The sequence below is a fragment of the Povalibacter uvarum genome (assembly GCF_014202975.1).
GTDB lineage: Bacteria > Pseudomonadota > Gammaproteobacteria > Steroidobacterales > Steroidobacteraceae > Steroidobacter > Steroidobacter uvarum.
On sequence record NZ_JACHHZ010000001.1, the window covers coordinates 634505 to 654183 of the forward strand.

Here is a 19679-nt window from a genome sequence, read left to right on the forward strand (position 1 = left end):
ACGGGAATTTCTGCCGTCCCTTCACATAAAACCGGGAGCTGTTTCACACTCCCTACCCGAGGCGTTCCCCTACGATCACTCAAGAATTGGACGCCCGTCACAATGAGGCGGCAGCGTACGTCGCCGGGCGCGCGCAGAGTCGCAGCGTCGATTGGGGAATTTGGGAAGACTTGCAGATGCATCGACTGCTGGACAAGCAGATCCGGGAAGCCACGCGCGCCACTGGCGAGATCGAACTCGCCACGCTGCTTGCGATCATCGAAGGCACCTACACGAAAGCGGACGAAGAGCGTCGCGGCATCGTCCGTTCGATGCAGCTGATGTCCGATGAAGCGACTGCGCTCACCCGCGAGCTGCGCGAGAGTACAGCCAGCCAGCTCCAGGCGATTCTCGATCATGTGAAGGACGCGATCATCACGGTCGACGAGGCCGGTCACATTGCGTCGATCAATGCGACGGGGCAGCGTGTATTCGGGCAAAGCGAACCCGATGCCATCGGTCGTCCACTGAGCTTCTTGCTACCGCAGCTCGCGGGCGAAGAACCGCTTTCGAGGCAGCTCGAAGCACTCGCTGCACGGCTCGACGATACGCAGGTCGACCTTGCTCAGCATGAGACGCTCGGCCTGCGCGAGAATGGCAGCTACTTCTCCGCCGAGCTCGCCGTCAGCAAGATCCGTCTGAACCGCAACTGGGTCTTCGTCGTCTGCCTGCGCGATACGACCGATCGCAAGAGCGCGGACGCAGCGTTGCGGGACAGCGAAGCGAGATATCGCACGCTCGTCGAGCATGCACCCGAGATCATCGTCGTCGTCGATCCCGATCTGAACCGGCTCATCGACGTGAACGAGAACGCTGTGCGCTTCTTCAAGATGGATCGCGAAGCGCTGTTGAGCACCGCGCCGGACGCCCTGAGTCCGCAGCAGCAGCCAGACGGGTCGGAATCGTCGAACGCCTATCGCGCCAACTTCGAACGCACCGTGGCCGGCGAAGCACCTGTGCTCGAGTGGATTTTCCGCGATGCCTTCGGCAACGACATTCCCTGCGAGGTTCGCTGGGTTCGACTGCCGTCCTCGAGTCGCCGGCTCGTCCGCGGCAGCATCACCGATATCACCGAACGCAAACGCAACGAAATGCTGGTCGCCGGCGAGCGTCGCGTATTCGAGCGTCTCGCTGCCAACGTCGATCTGCGTATTACGCTCGAGGCGATCACGGATGTCGTCGAGCGCGTCGCTCCCGATTGCACCTGCGCGATCCGGCTGCTCGACGAAGCACGCACGCATCTATGGCTTTGCGCCGGACCGCGCCTGCCCCCTGACTACGCGAAGGCAATGGAAGGGATAGAAGTTGCGGCCCGGAATGGATCATGCGCCGCTGCCGTCTATTTGCAGCGCCAGGTCATCGTTGCCGACATCGCTCGCGACGCATTGTGGGAAAACCGTCGCGAGGCAGCGCTTGCGGCTGGAATGCGTGCCTGCTGGTCGACGCTGATCTTCGCATCGGACGGCCGCACGCTCGGCTCGCTCGCACTGTATTTCCGTTCGCCGGCAAGCCCGATGCGACGCGACTTCGAGCTCATGTCGCGCATGACGCAGCTGGCCGGAATCGCAATCGAGCGCCGCATGGCCGAGAGTGCCTTGCGCGCCAGCGAAGGCCGGTATCGCCGGCTCTTCGACAACGTGATGGAAGGCGTGTACAGCTCCACGGTCGAAGGCCGCTTCGTGTCAGTTAATCCGGCGCTTGCGCAGATGGTCGGTCTCACGTCGCCGACGGAGCTGCTGTCACTGCCGACCGAGACGATCTACTACAACCCCGTCGAACGCGCGATCATCCTTGCAGCGCTCGAGCGCGATGGCGAAGTCCGCAACGCGGAGTTCCAGCTCCGTCGTGTCGACGGAACGACGCTGACGGTGATCGAGAGTGCACGCGCGGTGCGAGACGAGCAGGGGCATCTGACCGGCTACGAAGGAACGATCTTCGACATCAGCGAACGCAAGCGCGCTGAGACGGCGATGTTCCAGGAAAAGGAAAAAGCGCAGGTCACACTGCAATCGATCGGCGACGCCGTGATCACGACGGACGCGGAAGGCCGCATCGAATACCTCAATCCGGTCGCGGAAGATCTCACTGGGTGGCAGTCACGCGAAGTCTGCGGCAAGGCGCTGGGTGAGGTCGTCGATATTCTTCACGAGGCAACGCGCGAGAAACTGGAAGCGCCGGCATCCCGCGCATTGCGAGAAGGGCGCGTCATTGCCGTGACCGATCAGACTGTGCTCGTCAATCGACGCGGACAGGAAATTGCCATCCAGGATTCGGCGGCACCGATTCGTGATCGCATGGGCCAGATCCTCGGCGCCGTGATGGTGTTCCACGATGTCAGCAAGGAGCGTCGACTGCGCCGAGCTCTTGCATACCAGGCAAGTCACGATGCGCTGACAGGGCTCATCAACCGTCGCGAGTTCGAGAACCGCCTCAACGAAGCCCTGTTGACCGCGCGCGCGGACACGCACACGACGCACGTATTGCTCTATGTCGATCTCGATCAGTTCAAGCTGGTCAACGACACCTGCGGCCACCAGGCCGGCGATCGATTACTGAAACAGATCACCGGCATCCTGCAAACGCGGGTGCGGGCGGGCGACACCATCGCACGTCTCGGTGGCGACGAGTTCGGCATCCTACTGCAGGATTGCACGGCTGACCGCGCGGAACAGATCGCAGATGCGCTGCGCCAGGCAATTCGCGAGTACCGTTTCGAATGGCACGACGGCGCAATGCACGTCGGTGCCAGCATTGGCATCGTCGAGATGAACAGCGACAGCGAAAGCATCGCAAGCGTGATGAGCGCGGCCGACGTTGCCTGCTACGCGGCGAAGGACTCCGGCCGCAATCGCGTGCATACGTATCAGTCGGGTGCAGCGCCTGAGCGGCATCGGGAAATGCAGTGGGTTTCCAAGCTCACGCGGGCCGTCGAAGAGAACCGGCTCGAGCTCTATTACCAGCCCATCGTTCCGATCGGCGCGAACCGGGATCCCCGCGGCCACTACGAGTTGCTCGTGCGGATGCGAGGGGAGAACGGCGAGCTGATCATGCCGGCGGAATTCATTCCGGCGGCTGAGCGCTACAACGTCATGTCGATCATCGATCGCTGGGTCGTGAGCCAGGCGCTCGGCACGCTCGCGCACTACCGGACCGATGGTGATCACCGGCACGCGTACACGATTTCGATCAATCTTTCGGGCACGTCACTCAACGACGACCGCTTTCTCGAGTTCCTGATCAGCGAGCTGCAGGGTTACGACCTGAGCCCCGGTGCGGTGTGCTTCGAGATCACGGAGACCGCGGCGATCTCGAATCTCCCGAACGTCGTGCACTTCATGAAGGAATTCCGCGCCCGCGGCTGCCAGTTCTCACTCGATGACTTCGGCAGCGGCTTGTCGTCGTTCATGTACCTCAAGAACCTGCCGGTCGATTATCTCAAGATCGATGGCCAGTTCATCCAGAACGTCACCACGGACCGCGTCGACCGCTGCATGGTCGAAGCCATCACGCAGATCGGTCACGCGATGGGCATCAAGACGATCGCCGAGCGCGTCGAATCAGCCGAAGTGCTCGCTTGTCTCGCAGACATCGGCGTCGAGTACGCGCAAGGCATCTATATCGCCATCCCGGAATCAGTGGAGGCGCTGAGCCGCGTCATGCGGACGGGGCCGCAGCTGCGGTTGGTGCATTCGGCGTAGAGGGACGTACATACCCGCTTGTCCTCCCACACTTTGCGAAACGCTCAGCCGCAGTAAGGATGGAGACAGTGGTCGAGATCATCCGGCGTCAGGTCAACTGACGCCGCGATCTTCCGACGCCAGCGCCGTCGCGAGTATCTGCAAATCCAGGGGCTTGGGGCACCAGGGAACGTGTGTGAATCGCTGCGGTACGACATTCCTGTCGTAGCCGGTTGCGAATATGAAGGGAATGTTCCGATCCTCGAGCGCTTCGGCGACGGGGAAGGCGTCTGCATCCTGCAGGCGAATATCCACGATCGCGATGTCGATATCGGGTACTTCTTCCACGAGTCTCAGAGCCTCTTCGACGGAGCCGACCGGGCCGATGACTGTGGCGCCGGCTCGTTCGAGCGAGTTCGACATGTCCATGGCGACGAGGTACTCGTCCTCGATCAGCAGCACGGATCGATCCTTCAGCGAATCGAGTGCCTGCTGCGTCGCGGCCAGCGGCTCGGCGTTCTGGGATGCAGCCTCCGGGACGGCGTCGATGCAGCCTCGCCGGCGCAGAACGGTGCTGATGCTCGAAAGCAGTTGCTGCTCGGTGAACGGCTTAGAGAGGTAGCACACGTTTGCAGGACGCAGAGGAGCGAGCGGTTGCGCTGCGATGATCACGCAGGGAGTGCCGTGTTCCTGCAATTGGCGAAGAATGCTCAGCGAATTGCGCGGGCGGGATGCATCGACGATTGCGACGTCGAGATGCATCAGCGGTAGCAATCCGGTTCCGCTCGACATGCTCGAGGCGCCGCCGAAGATCACAGCGCCGGCGTCAGTCAATCCGTCCGCCAGGGCCCGATAGAGTTGATCGTCATCCGCGACCAGAAGGACTTTCTTGCCGTGCAGGCGGTTCGAGTCGGGGGCAGTCGGATTCACTGGCATCTCCGTGCTGGCGTAGGCGATCAGTACGTCAATTCGTACACGGCGTCAATCTGACGATGGCGCGGCATCAGTGTGCGCAAACAGCGCTGCAACGGTCGCACGTAGGCAATGCGAGTACGCCGGGAGCGTCAGCGTTGTCCGGTGCTGCGCTTGCGCACATGCATGTCGCGAAGAAACGGGATAAGCAGCAATTGTTCGCCGTTCGGCAGGCCGAACTAGCGCCATCTCGGCGCTGAGCAGGATCGACGCGGCGCCCCTTCAGCAACTCATTTGCTCCGCGGTCACTTGTGCCGGAACTTTCGAGGAGCAGCGGGAGCTTCGTCAGTAGGACCATCTGATGAATGAGCGTTGCCATGGATGCGCGCTGCACCTTCTACGCGGCCGCTCACATTCCAACCACTCTGCGTACCAAGTCATCCGTCGGTCGGCCCGGCAGTGTTCCTCGTCGGCGAAGTTGCAGTCGCCAAAGGTGATGGAGAAATCGATGGCCCCCGTTGATGCTGAGCTCGTCGGCCGATGCTTGCTGGTCGTGGAAGACGACTATCTGGTCGCCAGCGACCTCGCGTCCACTCTTCAAGAATACGGTGCGGAGGTGATCGGTCCGGTTGGGACCGTCGAGGGTGCGCTGGCTCTGATCGACGAAGAAGGCGAGAACCTTGCCGCCGCGGTGCTGGATATCAATCTTCATGGAGAGCGCGCGTTCGGGATCGCGGATGTGCTGAACGCCCGACATGTTCCCTTCGTATTCGTCACGGGCTATTCGGCGGGGTCCATACCGACACCCTATGCCGATCACCCTCGATGCGATAAGCCGGTCGACATGCGGCAACTGGTTAGGGTGCTGCGTGAACTCACGGCGGCGGGTTGGCCCGACTGAAACCGCGATTGTGACGCGCCGGTCAAGGGCTCATGCTGCCGGCTTGTGCTGAAAGGACCCCATGTCAGAGAAGGCTCACGCAGCTTCCGGGATCACTGGCGCCGCACCGACGAATGCAGCGCCGGCGTCCGAGAGTGAACAGACGTATCGCCAGCTTTTCCAGGCCATCGACACGGGCTTCTGCGTCATCGAGGTCATCTTCGATGCAGCAGGTCGACCGATCGACTATGTGTTCCGCGATGCCAATCCCGCATTCGAAGGCCAGACCGGTCTCGCCGACGCCATCGGCAAGCGCATTCGCGTCCTTGCACCAGGGCACGAGGAGTTCTGGTTCGAGACGTATGGCCGCATCGTCAGAACTGGGCTCCCCGAGCGTTTCGAACACCAGGCTGACGCGCTGGGGCGCTGGTACAGCGTCTACGCATTCCGCATCGGGCGGCCTGAACAACACCGTCTGGCCGTGCTGTTCGACGACATCAAGGGGCGCCGATCCGCGGAGGAAGCATTGCGCCACAGTGAGGAGCGCCAGGTTTTCCTGCTCAAGCTCAGCGACACGATCCGGTTCCGGACCGATCCAATGACCATTCAGCAAGCTGCTGCCCGCCTGCTCGGAGAGCACCTCGACGTCAGCCGCGCTTTCTACTTCGCTGTCAGGCGTGACGCGGACGGCTATGTGCACGTAGTCGAACGCGACTATTTCTCGCGGCCCGATCTGCCGAGCATGGTCGGCGAGTATCCCCAGAAGGCGTACGGAGAGAATTTCTTCTCCGCTCTTGCACGAGGAGAAGCCGCGGTCATGGCGGACATCCGGGTGGCGCCCGGCGTCACTGAGGACGCATTGCGGCTCTATTCAGCAGCGAGGGTTCGTGCGTGGATTTCGATGCCGTTGATCAAGAGGGGGAACTTCACCGCCGGCCTCGTGCTGGTACACGATCAACCGCGCTACTGGACTTCAGCGGAAGTCGGACTAGTCAAGGATGTCGCGGAGCGCACATGGGCTGCTGTCGAACAGGCGCGTGCGGAGGCCGCGCTGCGTGCGACCGAGGAGCGATTCAGGCAATTCGCCGAGGCGTCCTCCGGAGCTTTGTGGATCCGCGATGCCGATACCCTCTCCATGGAGTATGCCAGTCAGGCGATCACGGGAATCTACGGCGTCGAACCCGAAATTCTACTGGGCGACGTGAAGCGGTGGGCAGCCGTCATCGTGCCAGACGATCGAGACGTGGCCCTGGAGCATCTCGAGCAGGCGCGCCGGGGAGAGGCGGCGGTGCACGAGTTCCGGATTCAGCGTCCGTCCGACCGGGCTTTCCGCTGGGTCAGAAATACCAACTTCCCGCTGTTCGACGAGAGCAGACGGGTACAGCGGATTGGCGGCATCGCGGAAGACGTGACGGACGCCAAGCTTGCCGTCGAGCATCAGGGCGTGCTGCTGGCGGAACTGCAGCACCGGGTGCGCAACATCATGGCGATCATTCGCTCGATTACTTCGCGAACCGGCGAGCGAGCAGAGAGCGTGCAGGACTATGCGACCCTGATGGCTGGTCGCTTGCTCGCGCTCGCCAGAGTGCAGGCATTGCTCACTCGTGCCGCCAATGCCGGCGTCGGAATCACGGCCCTCGTCCACGATGAGGTCAATGTGCAGGCACAGTGCGAGGGGCAGTTCGCCCTGGAGGGTCCGGAGATTTCGCTCTCACCCAAAGCGGCGGAGATTCTGACGCTCGCCGTGCACGAGCTGTCAACCAATGCGCTCAAGTACGGCGCATTGTCGGTTCGCAGCGGCAAGATCACTGTGCGATGGTCGACCTTCGATAAACGCGGCGGCACCTGGCTCAGCTTCGATTGGACGGAAGAAGGACGCTTGCTCGGTCAGTCGACATTGAACGCACCTCGCCGGCGAGGGTTCGGCACGGAACTGATCGAAGGACGCATTCCGTATGAGCTCGGCGGGCGTGGCCAGCTCGACATCAGACCAGAGGGCGCGACCTGTCATCTGGAGTTCCCGCTCAAGGCCGGCGGGAGCGTTCTGGAGACCGGTGCTCCTCAACGCGCGACGGTCTTCGGCGGTGCGCTCGACATGACAGGTGAACCCGATCTCAGCGGCAGACGTGTCCTGGTGGTGGAGGATGACTACTACCTTGCAGCGGACGTGGCGCGGGCGCTGAAAGGGGCGGGTGCGGAAGTGATGGGCCCGTGTGCAACGGAGGCCGCGGTACTCATCGAGTTGAATGAGTGTGGCGCCGATGCCGCCGTGCTCGACATCAATCTCGGACCCGGACCTTCGTTCGGGCTGGCCACGACGCTGAAGGAGCAGCACACCCCGTTCATGTTCCTGACCGGCTACGACCTGAAGGCGATTCCGGAAGAGTTCGCCGATATCGAGCGCCTCGAGAAGCCGGTGCAGTTGCGTCACATCATCGGAGTCATTGCGGATCTGATCCGGGCGGAAGAGGTGTCCTGCAATCGACGGCAGTGTTGAGGAGACAATAGAGACGCTGTTCAGGCAGCAGCCGTGGTGATCCGCAATGTCGGTGATTCGCCGGATGGGCAAGAATCGCCTGCCCATCACCGATCACAGGGATCGTCATGTTCATCGAAGCGTCCGATCGCGCAAAGGGCGGAGTACTCGCCGCCGCAACGCTCTGGTTTACCCTGTCGCCGGAATCGACGATCGCTGCACAGCAAGCCGCAGCCCGGGAAGGGCCGCTGGACGAGGTGATCGTCACGGCACGCAAGCGCGAAGAGAGTCTGGTGGATACGCCGGCCTCGGTCACGGCGCTCGGCACGGACGCGCTGTCCAGTCTCAACATCGAGAACCTGGCCGACGTCGGCAAGTACGTCCCCAATCTCAATATCACCCGCTTCGGTGTCGGCAGCACGGCGCAGGCGGCGATCTTCATCCGGGGTATCGGATTGCAGGATCACCTCATCACGACCGATCCCAGCGTGGGCGTCTATGTCGACGGCGTCTATCTCGGTCGTCAGCTGGGATCCAATCTCTCGTTGCCGAACATCGAGCGCGTCGAAGTGTTGCGCGGTCCGCAGGGCACACTCTACGGACGCAACACACTCGGCGGAGCAGTCAACATCGTGACGCGCAGGCCGGGTACCGACGAGGGAGTCAGTGTCGATTTGCGCGCCGGTTCGCGCCAGAGCGTGGAAGCGGGCTTCTACGCTGACTCGCGATTCGGCGACGCTTTTGCCGCCTCACTCGCTGGCGATCTGAGGCGGCGCGACGGCGTCGGTACCGCTGTAAATCTCAGCAATCCCAGTGCGGAAGTCGGCGAGGAGTTCGAGATCAATGGCCGGCTGGCGATGCTCTGGACGCCGAGCGATCGGTTCTCACTGCTGGTGGCGGCAGACGCGGTCCAGAACGACAGCGGCCAATCTCCTTACGAAGCGGAGATCCTCACTCCTGAACAGCTCCTCTCGCTCAACGGCGGAACGAGCTCGCTGCCCGCGGGTGTCGAGTTCTTCGGTACGCCACCGCTGACGCCCGCGGACCAGGTCGCTCGGGATGACCTTGGGACCGTCGTGCCCGGGCTCGAAGATACGTCCGCGGATCTCTTCGGCGTCTCCGCAACCGCGGAGCTGAAATTGAGCGAGGCGCTCTCGACCAAGCTGATCGCGAGCTATCGCAGCACGGAATACACCGCGGGGTTGAACGACGATGATTCCGCGCTCACGCTGTCCGCCTTCCCCGAAACCGGCAAAGCGGAACAAGTCTCCGTCGAGCTGCAGCTCAACGGGCAGTTCGATCGGTTCGACTTCGTCAGCGGTCTTTACTATTTCAACGAAGACGGGAGCAACGATTCGGGCCCGTTCTACTTTCTGCCTTTCAACGTGGGCGGCCCAGGAGATTTTTTCCATATCACGCAGGAGACGGACAGCTATGCGGTCTTCGGCAACCTCAGCTACCACATCAATGATTCGCTGACGGCCGGCATCGGGGCGCGTTATTCCAACGACGAGAAGCGTGCGACGGCGCTGTTTCCCAGCTTCGCCGGGGTAACAGTCGAACGCACCGGCGACTTCGATGCGGTCACAGCGGATGCCAACATTTCCTGGCAGCTCGACAGCGGCTTCACTCTCTACGCGCTCGTGCAACTCGGCTACCAGCCGGGCAGTTTCGCCCCTCGACCCTTCGGCGGGCCGCAGGCCTTCACACTGACGGATAAGACGACGGCGACCAGCTATGAGATCGGCTTCAAGGGACCCGTCACCGATACATGGACGCTGTTCGTGACCGGATTCTGGGCAGAGTACGAAGGTATCGGCTTGCCGTTCTCCGCACCCAACGTAGCGGGTTACAGCACTACCGTCCTCAGCAATAACTCGCGCGGTCGGGGCGTTGAAGTGGAATCGATGCTGGAGGTTGGCGGCTTCACCTTCAACGCATCCGTGGGCTATCTCGACGCCGAGATCACGGAGATCGATGAGCTCTCCGCGGAAGTCGGAGCGCGCGTCGGTGACGCACCTGCGCTCAGCCCGGAGTGGACCGGCTCGGCCGCGCTCGGCTACGAATGGGCAGTGGGCACCGACTCGAGCGTGAAGGCGCAAGTCGACTATTCCTATCGCGACTCCTCATACGGTCAGTCCGTGAATACGCCATCCGAGCTGCTCGATGCCCGCGGCCTGGCCGGATTCAATCTCACGTATCTGAATCGCGCCGGCGACTGGAGCGTTGGGGTGTACGGCGTGAACATACTCAACGAGGTGTACGACGTCGGCCGGTTGAACGATGCCTTCCATGGCTTCGTAGGTGTGGTGCTGAGCAACGATCGCAGTGAGTTCGGAGTGCGGGTGACGAAGAAGTTTGCGCAGTAGGCGCTTTCATTTACGCGGGTAGATCCGGCGTCCTGGGTGTCAGGCGCCCATTGGAACCCAGGTCATCCGCTCCCGGATGCCGCGGTGGCGCAGTCATGCCCATGAGGCTGAGCAGCGCGCAGAGCACGAGGAAGGCGCTCAGCGCGAAGGGCTCCCACCTCTGCAGATCCAACAGTACCAGCGTGAAGTTGAGCGACAGAAATGCAACGCAGGCGATGCATGCGTAGACGCATGCCTTCACCGACAACCCCATCATGCGCACGCTGTCCGCATGCGTTTCGATCGGGTTGATCTTCTTGCCGTAGAGGATCATGTAGACGCACGCTGCTTCCAGGGCGTACACCAGCGTCACGATGCCGATGTTGATCAGGGCACCGGCGAATCCCGGGAATGGTTGCTGCCCGATGTAGAGCGTGAAAGCGACGAAGAGGAAGTAACTCAGCACGGCAAGGAAGACGAGGAACGGTGAGACAAAATCGAACAGGCCGCGTCGCTGCAGAGTGGCCTTGCGCCTTGCTTCTGGTTCCGAGTGCTTCAGCACCTGTCTCTTGAATCTGAATCCGAGCACAGCCAGGACGCAGATCGGCAACGCCTGTACGCCAAAGTACGCGGCCACCAGCCCTTCAACGGGGCCATCGCTCCAGTCCGGCCTCTGCAGGTAACTGAAGAACCAGACTAGCAGCGAGAACCCGATCACCACGATGCCGATGTTCACCGCGCGATACTGGATCAGAAAGCGCTCCCGACCCGCATCGAGGTCGACGCCCGGGTACATCTGGGCGAAACGTTCGACGGGATAGCGCGTGGCCTGCCTGCGAACGAATCTGATGAACCAGACCGGAAGCAGGGCGGACATCGCCAGTATCTGCACCAGGAACATCGCAAGGAATGCATACGCTTCGATCATGACGGCACCTCATTTTGCCGGCGGTGGCCGGCTGATGACGCCGGCGAATGCGTTGCGAATCTCCGAATCGGTCACGCCTGACTCACGCAATTCCGCGATCGTTTCGCTGAGTTTGCGCTGCGTCCATTCCTGCAGATTGAACTTGGCGTTCGCCTTCGCCCTGGGATGGACGTACGTGCCGCGGTAACCCTTGGCTTCGATGATCGAATCGCGCTCCAGCAGCTTGTACGCCTTCGCGACGGTCTTGCTGTTCAGCTCGAGGTCGTTGGCGAGCTGGCGAATCGAGGGCAAGGCATCGCCGGGCTTCAGGGCGCCGGCGGTGACCGCGGCCTTTATCTGCTCGATGAGCTGCTCGAACTGGGGCACCGGGTCATCGATGTCGATGGTGATTTCCATCGGCGCGGCCGCTCCTGTGTACCACTTGACCCCATGGTACAACTGGCCCGTGAAAGTTGCAACGTGAGAGCGTTGTGAAGGGAAACGAGTCGAGGATTCCTGGAATACGCGGCACGAGTCCCCGCGCGCAGGCTCAGACCAGGCCGATCGATTCGATCACTCTGACGATCACGCGAATCGAAACCAGGATCGCGCCCCACAGCAGGAAGAGCGCGGCGATGCCGAGTGTCGCGCCCACTGCTGCTGCTATTCCATCGTGCTCCAGCAGGCCCAGCGAGATGATGCAGATCGCAATCGCGGGAACGATGTTTCCCAGCGGGATCGGCAGGAAGATCACGAGCGCCAGAACGAACGTGACGAGGCCGATCATGCGTTCCGGGAGAGGGCTCACGAGCCACGCGGCCCGCGGTTTCAGGAATCGCTCGAACCGGCGCAGCGCAGGAGCAATCCGCTCTACCGCGTGCGCAAAGATGCCGCGATCGAGCGAGCGCTCGGCGATGAAGCGCGGAAGCCAGGGTGTGCGGCGGCCCCACGCCAGCTGCCCGGCCAGGAGGAGCATCGGAAGCCCGAGGACCGCCGAAGTGCCCGGAGGTGTAGGCACGATGTTCGGGAACGCAAGGATGAACAGGAGTGCACCGAAGGCGCGATCGCCCGCACGATCCATGAAGTGTCGCAGGGAGATCCGGGGCTCGGTCGAGTCCGCCGCCATCTCGCTGAGAGTTTCCGAAAGCGGTTTGTGACGTACTCGTTCTTTTCGCCAGGTCATGATGCAGCCAACGATCTCTCAATCAGATGACACTGCGTAGAGAGGTCTGAGGCTGCTTGGTTCAGTTCGTTTCACCACGCGGTGCTTGCTCGAGGCGGGACGCGGCCCGGTAGTTGCGACACAGCGGGCATTCTAGTTGCCTGTGGCACTGGGCACCGTGCGCGCGGTCGCGATCTGGCCACCGTGACGGTGCAGATTGGATGTGTCGCAGAGCAATTTCCCGACCGCCGCATAATCGTTGCCCCTATGGCGGGCACGTCCGTCGGCGGTCGCTGGACTTAGTCGCTGGTCAGCGCGAATGCGTAAGTGGTGTCGTGACGATACGTCTGCCCCGGCTGCACCACGATGTCAGGGAAGGCGGGCTCGTTGATCGCATTGGGAAAGGCGTGGGGTTCGAGGCAGAGCCCGGCGCGTGCACGGAACCGCGGAGGCGTCGCAACTCCGAGGCTATTCCCGGTGTAGAACTGAATACCTCTCTGGTTGGTGCTGATGTTCAAACGAATGCCGGTACTTCGGCTGAGCAGCTCCGCCGCAATCGGCGAGCGGGGCAGCATCGGCAAGTAGTGATCGTACCCGCCGGCCAGCGTCAACTGACTGTCCGGATCGTGAATCCGGGCTCCGACGGGCGTGAGCTTGCGGAAATCAAAGGGCGTGTCGTCGACGGCGCGGATCTCGCCCGTCGGTATCTGCGCCGGGTTGAGCGGCAGGTAAGTCGCCGCCGCGAGTCGCAGCTCATGATCCTCGATGGTGGTGCCGGCATCACCGCTCAGATTGAAGTACGGATGCAGCGTGAAGTTGAGCGGCGTCGGCCGATCGGTTGTCGCGGTGACGATCGTTCTGAAGGACAGCGGCGAGTTCAGTTGCAGTTCCATCTGCACCGAGACATTGCCGAGACAGCCTTCGTCACCGTCAGGCGAATGCAACTGGAGCCGCACACCGGGCATATCGCCATCGACGCAGGCCACGACCTGCCACAACGATCGGCCGAAACCGATGACCCCGCCGTGCAGGTGATTCTGTCCGTCGTTGCAGCTGAGACGGAACGTCGGATGAGCGTCCGCTACTGTGCGATTCGCGCAGCGTCCGATCACCGAACCCAGCTGTGCCGTATCGAGCTCGTACTCACGGAGTGACGCATAGCTGAGCACGGTGTTCGTCAATCCCTGGCGGCGCGGGACGAGAATCGTCCTGAGTCTGGCGCCGTATTCCAGGACCTCGATGGTGAACCCACTTCGTGGATGAGACAGCGCGACACGATCCACGCGACGGCCGTCCTGCAGGTATCCGAATGTGTCTCTGACAACTGGCACTGAAACTCTTCCCACGCCCGGCAGGCAGCTTTTGTGCGGCGAGGGTAGGGGACCGGCAGTCGCGCCAGCCACGCGAAGCTTGACCGCGCACCGATTCTCAATTGATCGGCGCGCGGTCCACCGGGAAAACCGTACCTGTGGCGGGTCAACTGAGGCGTAGTCGGTCCGCGCCGGGTGTGTCCAAAATCCGGCGAAATCCGGGCTTTCTGGAAGTGTCACCGATGACCAGATGTCGCACGACTCACCGGGCAACCGCGTCAAGTGCATTGTTCGTACTGACAGGCGTCGTGCTTGGTTTTCTAGTTTGCCGCGTCAGTGATGGGGCACCTGCGACCGCACCAGGAACCGTGGTGGAGTCGAAGGTCATTCCCGAGATCGATGAGTCCATTCGCTCGTTGGGAGCGACTGCGATCCGCGTTCTGTATCGGTCGACATCCAGCCGCAATGGTGCATCGATCGACGTGTCCGGCATGGTGTTCATTCCGGCGGGTGAGCCACCGCCCACGGGCTGGCCAGTGCTGGCGTTCGCCCATGGAACAACGGGCATCGACTACGAGTGTGGACCATCGCTGTATCCGAACTTGCTTGGTGCCGCACCCCAGATTGCTGGTTTCCTGAAAGCGGGCTTCGCGGTTGCGGCTGCCGACTACGAAGGACTAGGTGCTCCCGGAGTTCATCTCTATCTGGATGCGAAGGCCGAGGCGTGGAACGTGATTGATTCGGTGCGAGCCCTGCGTCATCTGCGACCCGGCAGCATCTCCGAGCGATGGCTGGTCTACGGAGGTTCGCAGGGAGGCGGTGCGGCGTGGGCAGTGGCGGAACAAGCGGCGACTTATGCGCCTGATCTCCAGTTGCTCGGTGCGGTGTCCGTCGTGCCGGCGGCGGATGTTTCGGGAATGGCCCAGATGGCGTTCGATGGTTCGATGAACCCGCTGCAGATGGGAGCGTACATCGCGATTCTCACCGCTCAGAGTCGTGCTCATCCGGATCTCGACCTGGATCAGCATCGACGCGGATCGGCGGCAACGAACTGGCAGGCCCTGACGTCTTGCTCTCGCGGGCAGGAAAGGGCAGAGGCCCTCCAGAAGGTGACACTCGAAGAGGTCAAGCCGGCATCTGTCGAAGCTGCAGCCAGGATGCGTGAGTTGCTCTCCCGGATAGCGTTGCCCCAGCAGCGGACACAAGCCCCTCTTCTCGTCATCTACGTCGGCAAGGACGAGTTCATCGAAACCGAATGGACTCGCGCCGCGATCACCCGAGCCTGCGCGATGGGATCGAAGATCGAAGTCGTGTTTCAGGCCGACAAGAGCCACGGCACGTTCGACGCGGGCATGGTTCCCGAGTGGATGGCGCGTCGGCTGGCGCAGGAGCCGTTCAAGGGAACCTGCGAATAGGATTCCGAGCCCGGCGGAGGCTCGATCCAGCCGTCCATCCTTCCCGAACTACGTATCCCGAACGTAGCGCCAACCTAGTATTGATCCGGACCGAGGCAATCAATCAAAAACACGGCGGGGCAAGGAATTGCCACCTCGAGGTCCAGCGATGCTAAACCGACTCGGCGTAATCGCCATACTGCTCGTCTTCGTGTCTCCACTGAGAGGATTCACTCAGAATCTGCCGTTTCCTCCGGCACCTTCGCAAAGCACCGCCGGACCGACGATCGCTCAGTCCGTCTACAAGCCGACGAAGCCGGTGACACACCTGCCCGCGGGAGCACCGAACGTGCTCATCATCATGCTCGATGATGTCGGCCCTGCATTGCCGGATACCTTCGGCGGGCCGATCCACACGCCGACGCTCTCGCGCATCGCGAACAGCGGTATCGTCTACAACAGCTTTCACAACGCAGCGATGTGCTCGCCCTCGCGTGCTGCGCTGTTGACAGGCCGAAACCATCATCGCGTCGGCTTTGGCCAGATAGCTGAACTCGCCAACAACTGGGATGGCTATACGGGTCATTGGCCGGCGACGACGGCGTCGGTAGCCAAGGTCCTCGGCTATTACGGTTACAACACCGCCGCCTTCGGCAAGTGGCACAACACGCCTGCTGAACAGACCACTGCGCAAGGCCCGTACGATCGATGGCCCGCCGGTCGACTGGTTGGCTTCGACTATTTCTATGGCTTCCTTGCCGGTGAATCGTCGCAGTGGGAACCGGCGCTGGTGCGCAATACGACCCGCGTCGAAACGCCTGAAAAGCAGGGCTATCACTTCACCGAGGATATGGCCGATGACGCCGTGACGTGGTTGCGTCGGCAGAATGCGATCGCTCCGGATCAGCCCTTCTTCATGTACTGGGCGAGCGGCGCATCACATGGGCCGCATCACATCTTCAAGGAATGGGCGGACAAGTACAAAGGCAAGTTCGACAAGGGCTGGGACGAAATGCGGAAGGAAGTGTTCGCGCGGCAAAAGGCACTGGGCTGGGTTCCAGCCAATACCAGGTTGACGCCGCGTCCGGCCTCTCTTGCCGCATGGGCGGATATTCCGGAGAGCGAGAAGCCGTTCCAGCGCCGCCTCATGGAAGTATTCGCGGGGTACACCGAACACGCGGATACGCAAGCAGGCCGATTGATCGATGAGCTCGAGCGCCTGGGCATTCGCGAGAAGACGCTCGTCCTCTATGTGTGGGGCGACAACGGCTCGAGCGCCGAGGGCCAGAACGGCACGATCAGCGAGCTGCTCGCGCAAAACGGCATCGCGACCGAGATCAACGATCATCTGCGCGCACTCGATCGCTTGGGCGGAATGGACGTGCTCGGCAGCCCCAAGACCGACAACATGTATCACGCGGGCTGGGCCTGGGCCGGATCGACGCCGTTTCAGGGGACCAAGCTCACCGCGGGTCATTTCGGCGGAACGCGCACGCCGCTCGCAATTTCGTGGCCGGGCAAGATCCAGCAGGACAAGACGCCGCGTTCGCAGTTTCATCATGTCAATGATGTGGTGCCCACGATCTACGATGTGATCGGCATCCAGGCACCGGCTACCGTCGATGGTGTGTCCCAGCAGCCGATGGATGGCGTGAGCATGAAGTACACCTTTGCGAATGCAAGAGCAGCGGGACAGAAGAAGGCGCAGTACTTCGAATGCATGGCGGACCGCGGCATTTATTCACCTGACGGCTGGTATGCGGCTGCATGGGGTCCGAGGACGCCGTGGGTTCCGGGACTGCCGCCCTCGATCGCGACGTGGAGCCCGGAGAAGGACAAGTGGGTGCTCTACAATTTGAACGATGACTTTTCTCAATCCACGGACCTGGCGGCGAAGTATCCGCAGAAGCTCGCCGAGTTGAAGCAGCTGTTCGATCAGGAGGCGAAGAACAATCTCGCGTATCCCATCGGCGGTGGCCTCTGGTCGGTCGTCTGGAGCCCGCAGTCAGCGCCGCAGAATCCGGCAACCGCGTTCCACTACACGCAAGACGTAACCGGCGTGCCGGAATTCGCGGGTCCGAAGGTTGGCGCGCGCAGTAGTCTCGTGACCGTGGATGTCGATCTCGCCCCGGATTCAGCTGGTGTGCTGTACGCACTCGGCGCGTTCTCCGGCGGCCTCTCATTGTGGGTGGACAAGGGCACGCTGGGCTACGAATACAATCTCTTCGAGATCGAGCGCACACGATTGCAGACTGCGAGCGCATTACCGACCGGCAGAGTAAAGGTCGAAGTAGAGACGCGTATTGCTGCACCACGCGGCGCCGCGGACGTTGTCATCCGAGTGGACGGTAAGGAAGTAGCGAAGGGCACGGTGCCGCGCACAGCGGCCTTGGCATTCACTGCGAACGACGCGTTCGACATCGGAATGGATAGTTATTCGCCGGTCTCGGAGGCGTACTTCGATCGGCGGCCGTTCCGCTTCAACGGCAGGATCGACCGCGTGGAGATCAAGTACTTGCAGTGACTGATCCCGCAACCAGCGTGGCGTAGCTGCCTGGGGGCTGCGCTTCAGCAGACGTGGAACGATTCCCGGCGCCCGTCGCTTTCGTTAGCGGGTGACGTATGAATACTCAATGGCCGGACATCCCCTTCGAGCCCTGGCGGGACACGTGCTCCGCGCTCCACCTGTACGCGCAGCTCATCGGGAAATATCGGCTCGCGCGCACACCATGGGTGAACTATTCGTGGCACGCAACTTTCTACGTGAGCGCACGCGGCTTGACTACGTCGCTCGTGCCGGATGGATCGGGTGGCGTGGAGATTTCGTTCGACCTTCTCGAGCATCTGGTCACTGGTGCCAGCGCGGACGGGCGCAGCGCGCAGTTCTCTCTGAAACCCATGTCAGTGGCGACCTTCCACGCGCGATTCGTCGAGTTGCTGCAATCGCTCGGCGCCACCCCTGAAGACTTCGGCCAACCGAATGAAGTGCCTCATCCGATCCGGTTCACCGAGGATCACGTGGAGCGGCCGTACGATGCAGCCGCAGTGACTCGCTATTTCCAGGCGCTGGTCGCGGTCGATCGCGTGTTCAAGCGCTTCCGCACGAGCTTTCTCGGCAAGGTCAGCCCCGTGCATCTCTTCTGGGGAAGTTTCGATCTGGCGGTGACCCGTTTCTCTGGCCGCACCGCACCTCTTCATCCGGGTGGCGTCCCCGCCTTACCTGACTCGGTCACGCGCGAGGCCTACAGTCATGAAGTCTCATCGGCGGGTTTCTGGCCCGGTGGGAATGGCGTCGATTCCGCGGCGTTCTACTCTTACGCCTATCCCAAGCCCGATGGGTTCGAAACCGCGCGGCCGTCGCCGAGCGCCGCGTACTTCGACGAGAAGCTGGGAGAATTCCTGTTGCCTTACGAGGCGGTACGACGCTCGTCCGATCCGGAAGCCACGCTGATGGAGTTCCTGGAGAGCACATATCGAATTGCGGCTGATCTCGGCAACTGGGATCGCGCGGTGCTCGAATGCAGCGTGGGCGTTCCGCGGCAGCCGCGTCGGGTGGGTATCCGTCAAGGATGATTGCCGGCGCCCGCCAGGCTGCAACAATCCGTGATCATGCTTGCGCTTGCGAACCTCATTGTTGGCAGAGTTGAGCATCACAACATGAGAATCCGCGGTGGCATTGCATTGCTCGTTGTACTCATCGGCGCAGGCTCGGCGGCGCCTGCCATGTGTGAAGTCAAACGCGCTCAGATCGGTGATGCCGAACTCGCCTATGTCGAAGCCGGCAGCGGCGAAGTCATCGTATTCGTTCACGGCGGTCTTCAGGACTATCGTCTTTGGGACGCGCATCTGCCGGTGTTCTCTGGCAGATACCACACGGTCGCCTACAGTCGCCGCAATCACTATCCGAACGCGGTTTCCATTGATGGAACACCTGATGGTGCCGCCGATCTGCACGCAGGCGACCTCGCCGCGCTCATAAAGGTGCTTGGATTCCGGCGTGTGCACGTAGTTGCACATTCGGCCGGCGCCCACGCCGCTCTGATCTTTGCATCGAACCATCCGGAAATGGTGGTGACGCTCGTCGTCAATGAGCCCCCGGCAAGCGGCCTGCTGCTGAGCTCCACCAGCGGACGAACGATCGCAGCGGATTTCAACGCGCGACTCGCGCCTTCTCGCGAGGCGTTTCGCACAGGTGATATGCGCAACGCGGGTCGGATGTTCGCCGATGCGGTTGGGGGTACGGGTACCTACGATCGCCGCTCCGAAGCCATGAGGCAGATGATGCTGGACAACTCCTTCGCCCATGCTGCCGATGCGACATCAGCTCGGCCGCGACCCGTGTTCACTTGCGAGATGGCGAAACGGATCACGATACCAACGCTGATCATGCAGGGCACGCGCAGTCCGCCATTCTTTGGAGCCGTCGTCGATGAACTCGAGCGATGTCTTGCGAACCGCGAGCGCGTGCGGATCGACGCTTCCCATACCGTTCCGGCGGAGAATCCCAACGACTTCGATGCGGCGGTGCTGACGTTTCTTTCAAAGCACCCGAACAGCCCTGCGCCATAGAAGTC

General features: G+C 62.0%; 13 protein-coding genes. 8 read left to right on the forward strand and 5 right to left on the reverse strand.

Translation table 11 applies throughout. The annotated features are described in order from the left end of the window. Positions 1 to 176: 176 nt before the first annotated feature. Positions 177 to 3737 carry an EAL domain-containing protein gene (locus HNQ60_RS02680; protein WP_184329465.1) on the forward strand — a complete coding sequence of 1187 codons (3561 nt, stop codon included), beginning with the start codon at positions 177 to 179 and terminating at the stop codon, positions 3735 to 3737. 93 nt (positions 3738 to 3830) lie between these two features. Here the strand turns inward: HNQ60_RS02680 and HNQ60_RS27805 are convergent, their stop codons facing one another. After that, positions 3831 to 4646 (reverse strand): response regulator, encoded by an 816-nt coding sequence (locus HNQ60_RS27805; protein ID WP_221303978.1) that lies wholly within the window; start codon positions 4644 to 4646, stop codon positions 3831 to 3833. A gap of 490 nt (positions 4647 to 5136) precedes the next feature. Between HNQ60_RS27805 and HNQ60_RS02690 the strand changes: the two genes are divergently transcribed. The 3 genes from HNQ60_RS02690 to HNQ60_RS02700 all read left to right on the forward strand — a co-directional run bounded on the left by HNQ60_RS02690 (position 5137) and on the right by HNQ60_RS02700 (position 10353). Continuing rightward, positions 5137 to 5529 carry a response regulator gene (locus HNQ60_RS02690; RefSeq protein WP_184329466.1) on the forward strand — a complete coding sequence of 131 codons (393 nt, stop codon included), beginning with the start codon at positions 5137 to 5139 and terminating at the stop codon, positions 5527 to 5529. A 61-nt stretch (positions 5530 to 5590) separates the two neighbouring features. Beyond that, positions 5591 to 8005 carry an HWE histidine kinase domain-containing protein gene (locus tag HNQ60_RS02695; protein WP_184329467.1) on the forward strand — a complete coding sequence of 805 codons (2415 nt, stop codon included), beginning with the start codon at positions 5591 to 5593 and terminating at the stop codon, positions 8003 to 8005. Between the two features lie 107 nt (positions 8006 to 8112). After that, positions 8113 to 10353, forward strand: coding sequence for a TonB-dependent receptor (locus tag HNQ60_RS02700; protein ID WP_184329468.1), 2241 nt, complete (start codon positions 8113 to 8115; stop codon positions 10351 to 10353). 10 nt (positions 10354 to 10363) lie between these two features. On the opposite strand, the gene HNQ60_RS02705 is transcribed toward HNQ60_RS02700, so the two are convergent. The 4 genes from HNQ60_RS02705 to HNQ60_RS02720 form a co-directional block, all read right to left on the reverse strand. Then, on the reverse strand, positions 10364 to 11260 hold the full coding sequence (locus HNQ60_RS02705; RefSeq protein ID WP_184329469.1) for a hypothetical protein: 897 nt from the start codon (positions 11258 to 11260) through the stop codon (positions 10364 to 10366). Between the two features lie 9 nt (positions 11261 to 11269). Further along, complete coding sequence (locus tag HNQ60_RS02710) at positions 11270 to 11656, reverse strand: GntR family transcriptional regulator (protein WP_184329470.1); 387 nt, start codon at positions 11654 to 11656, stop codon at positions 11270 to 11272. Between the two features lie 133 nt (positions 11657 to 11789). Beyond that, positions 11790 to 12422: an exopolysaccharide biosynthesis protein gene (locus tag HNQ60_RS02715; RefSeq protein WP_184329471.1), complete on the reverse strand. Its 633-nt coding sequence runs from the start codon at positions 12420 to 12422 to the stop codon at positions 11790 to 11792. Between the two features lie 278 nt (positions 12423 to 12700). Next, positions 12701 to 13732 (reverse strand): aldose epimerase family protein, encoded by a 1032-nt coding sequence (locus HNQ60_RS02720; RefSeq protein ID WP_184329472.1) that lies wholly within the window; start codon positions 13730 to 13732, stop codon positions 12701 to 12703. A 350-nt stretch (positions 13733 to 14082) separates the two neighbouring features. Here HNQ60_RS02720 and HNQ60_RS02725 point away from each other — a divergent pair, with 350 nt between their 5' ends. The 4 genes from HNQ60_RS02725 (at position 14083) to HNQ60_RS02740 (ending at position 19674) form a co-directional block, all read left to right on the forward strand. Beyond that, positions 14083 to 15126, forward strand: a complete 1044-nt coding sequence (locus HNQ60_RS02725) for a lipase family protein (protein WP_184329473.1) — start codon at positions 14083 to 14085, stop codon at positions 15124 to 15126. Between the two features lie 148 nt (positions 15127 to 15274). Beyond that, on the forward strand, positions 15275 to 17629 hold the full coding sequence (locus HNQ60_RS02730; protein ID WP_184329474.1) for an arylsulfatase: 2355 nt from the start codon (positions 15275 to 15277) through the stop codon (positions 17627 to 17629). 98 nt (positions 17630 to 17727) lie between these two features. Then, positions 17728 to 18678 (forward strand): DUF5996 family protein, encoded by a 951-nt coding sequence (locus tag HNQ60_RS02735; RefSeq protein ID WP_184329475.1) that lies wholly within the window; start codon positions 17728 to 17730, stop codon positions 18676 to 18678. Between the two features lie 84 nt (positions 18679 to 18762). After that, positions 18763 to 19674 carry an alpha/beta fold hydrolase gene (locus tag HNQ60_RS02740; protein WP_184329476.1) on the forward strand — a complete coding sequence of 304 codons (912 nt, stop codon included), beginning with the start codon at positions 18763 to 18765 and terminating at the stop codon, positions 19672 to 19674. The last annotated feature ends 5 nt before the right edge of the window (positions 19675 to 19679 follow it).